Raw genomic sequence first — 3,374 nt, 5'->3', positions numbered from 1 at the left:
TTTAATCAAGCGTAGGTAAAGAAGAAGTCTTCCAGGCTTGCTGCGAAGAGCAGGAGTCTGGGCCTTGGTTTCGAGTTTCGACAAACCGCCGGGAGGCGGGCGTGAAACAAGAGATTAGGGCAAGTAAGCTACTAAGGGCGTGCGGTGGATGCCTAGGTGCCAAGAGGCGATGAAGGACGCGGGTGGCTGCGAAAAGCTCCGGGGAGCTGTCAACCGAGCGTTGATCCGGAGATGTCCGAATGGGGAAACCCAGCGCTGCGAATAGCGGCGTTACCTTCCACTGAATACATAGGTGGAATGGAGCTAACCAGGGGAAGTGAAACATCTCAGTACCCTGAGGAAGAGAAAACAATGAGTGATTCCCAAAGTAGTGGCGAGCGAAATGGGAGCAGCCCAAACCGAAACCACGAAAGTGGCGTCGGGGTAGAGGGTCCACGGTAGGACTTTGACTTGCTAGCGGAAGCCTCTGGAAAGAGGCACCAAAGAGCGTGATAGTCGCGTACGCGAAAGCGAGTTGGAGCTGAGTGGGTTACCCAAGTAGGGCGGGACACGTGCAATCCTGCCTGAATCAGCCGGGACCATCCGGTAAGGCTAAATACTCCTTGGCGACCGATAGTGAACAAGTACCGCGAGGGAAAGGTGAAAAGAACCCCGGTAAGGGGAGTCAAAAGAACCTGAAACCGCATGTCTACAAGCAGTTCGAGCACTACGGGGCAACCCAGTGCGAGAGCGTACCTTTTGCATCATGATTCGGCGACTTAATATACGTAGCGAGGCTAAGCCGTTAGGTGGAGCCGGAGCGAAAGCGAGTCCGAACAGGGCGTTTAGTTGCGTGTATTATAACCCGAAGCGGGGTGATCTACACATGGCCAGGTTGAAGTGCGGGTAACACCGCATGGAGGACCGAACCCGTGAAAGTTGAAAATTTCTGGGATGAGCTGTGTGTAGGGGTGAAAGGCCAATCAAACTCCGTGATAGCTGGTTCTCCCCGAAAGATATTTAGGTATCGGCTCGGGCAATTCAATGCCGGAGGTAGAGCACTGGAACGGCTAGGGGTCTCACCAGATTACCAAACCGTACCAAACTCCGAATGCCGGCAATTGTTATCCCGGGACGCAGTCAGTGGGTGATAACGTCCATTGGCAAGAGGGGAATAACCCAGACCGACAGCTAAGGCCCCCAAATCTAGTCTAAGTGAACACTAGAAAGGATGTGGCAGGTCATTGACAACCAGGAGGTTGGCTTAGAAGCAGCCATCCTTTAAAGAAAGCGTAATAGCTCACTGGTCAAGACAGGCCGCGCCGAAAATGTAACGGGGCTCAAGACTAGTGCCGAAGCTTCGGGCCATGCGTAAAGCGTATGGCGGTAGGGGAGCGTCCCAGTTGCAGCGAAGGTCGACTGAAAAGGCGGCTGGAGCGACTGGGAGTGCTGATGCCGAAATGAGTAGCGATAAAGGGGGTGAGAAACCCCCTCGCCGTAAGCCCAAGGTTTCCTGGGTCAAGTTAATCTTCCCAGGGTTAGTCGGAACCTAAGCCGAGGCCGAAAGGCGTAGGTGATGGAAAGCGGGTTAATATTCCTGCACCATCTTGTGAGCGTTGAACTAAGGGAGGACGGAGAAAGCTAGGCGAGCTGACCGGTGGTTGTGTCAGTCTAAAGGTGTAGGGGTGTCGCGTACGAATAAAGGCGCGGCAGCTATCCCCGAGACTCCATGGCGCCCCGTAAGGGGTAAGTCGCTGATGCTCTGCTTCCAAGAAAAGTCCCGTAGGGAGCTTACAGGGTGTCCGTACCGTAAACCGACACAGGTGGGCGAGGAGAAAATCCTAAGGCGCTTGAGAGAACTCTCCTCCAAGGAACTAGGCAAATTTCCACCGTAACTTCGGAAGAAGGTGGGCCTCTGGTAGGTGTAGGCGTACAGCCGAAGCCGAGAGAGGTTGCAGAGAAATGGCGGTAGCGACTGTTTACCAAAAACACAGGACTCTGCGAAGGCGACAAGCCGACGTATAGGGTCTGACTCCTGCCCGGTGCTGGAAGGTTAAGGGGATTCGTCAGCCGCAAGGTGAAGCGATGATCCGAAGCCCCAGTAAACGGCGGCCGTAACTATAACGGTCCTAAGGTAGCGAAATTCCTTGTCGGGTAAGTTCCGACCTGCACGAATGGAGTAACGACTTCCGCGCTGTCTCGGAGAGGGACTCAGCGAAATTGAAATAGCTGTGCCGATGCAGTTTACCCGCAGCAAGACGGAAAGACCCCGTGAACCTTTACTATAACTTGACAGTGACACTAGGGATTGACTGTGTAGGATAGGTGGGAGCCTTTGAAGCCGGGCCGCTAGGTTCGGTGGAGGCAACGGTGAAATACCACCCTGTTGATTTCTGGTGTCTAACCATGTCCCGTCAGCCGGGATTGGGACACTGTCTGGTGGGTAGTTTGACTGGGGCGGTCGCCTCCCAAAAAGTAACGGAGGCGCGCGATGGTTCCCTCAGCCCGATTGGAAACCGGGCGTCGAGTGCAATGGCATAAGGGAGCTTGACTGCGAGACGGACACGTCGAGCAGGTGCGAAAGCAGGTCATAGTGATCCGGTGGTCCTGAATGGAAGGGCCATCGCTCAACGGATAAAAGGTACTCCGGGGATAACAGGCTTATCTCCCCCAAGAGTTCACATCGACGGGGAGGTTTGGCACCTCGATGTCGGCTCATCGCATCCTGGGGCTGGAGCAGGTCCCAAGGGTTTGGCTGTTCGCCAATTAAAGCGGTACGCGAGCTGGGTTCAAAACGTCGTGAGACAGTTTGGTCCCTATCTGCTGTGGGCGTAGGATACTTGAGAGGCTCTGACCTTAGTACGAGAGGACCGGGTTGGAGGCACCGCTGGTGTACCAGTTGTCTCGCCAGAGGCATCGCTGGGTAGCCATGTGCCGATTGGATAACCGCTGAAAGCATCTAAGCGGGAAACCGACCTCAAGACCAGGTATCCCGGGCGCAAGCCCCTGAAGACCCGTCGAAGACTACGACGTTGATAGGCCGGGTGTGTAAGCGTGGTAACACGTTCAGCTAACCGGTACTAATTGGTCGTGAGGCTTACTTTCCCCATTCTCTTGCATGCCCCCTCAAGGGGAGTAAGGGACTCGGGGCCAAGGCCGAGGCTCGAGTGCGACGCGCACTCGCCTGGAAGACTGAAATACGCACAGCGAGACTTTCGCTCAGCAATGAATTGAAACTTACCCTTTGTATGCACTGTCGCTTGTTTTCCGGTGGCTATGTCGGAGGGGTTCCACCCGTTCCCATCCCGAACACGGAAGTTAAGCCCTCCAGAGCCGATGGTACTTCGCGGGAAACCGCGCGGGAGAGTAGGTCGCTGCCGGATTCTTTTTGAGAA

2 rRNA genes are annotated in these 3,374 nt (G+C 55.0%); both read left to right on the top strand.

The features are described 5' to 3' along the window. Window positions 1-121: 121 nt before the first annotated feature. Window positions 122-3,084, top strand: a 23S ribosomal RNA gene (locus tag HV824_RS35250). Window positions 3,085-3,245: 161 nt separating this feature from the next. Then, a 5S ribosomal RNA gene (rrf, locus tag HV824_RS35245) occupies window positions 3,246-3,362 on the top strand. Window positions 3,363-3,374: the final 12 nt, after the last annotated feature.

It is taken from the genome of Myxococcus sp. AM009, from assembly GCF_013372605.1.
Lineage (GTDB): Bacteria > Myxococcota > Myxococcia > Myxococcales > Myxococcaceae > Myxococcus > Myxococcus vastator.
This window is presented reverse-complemented; position numbering and strand designations above follow the sequence as displayed.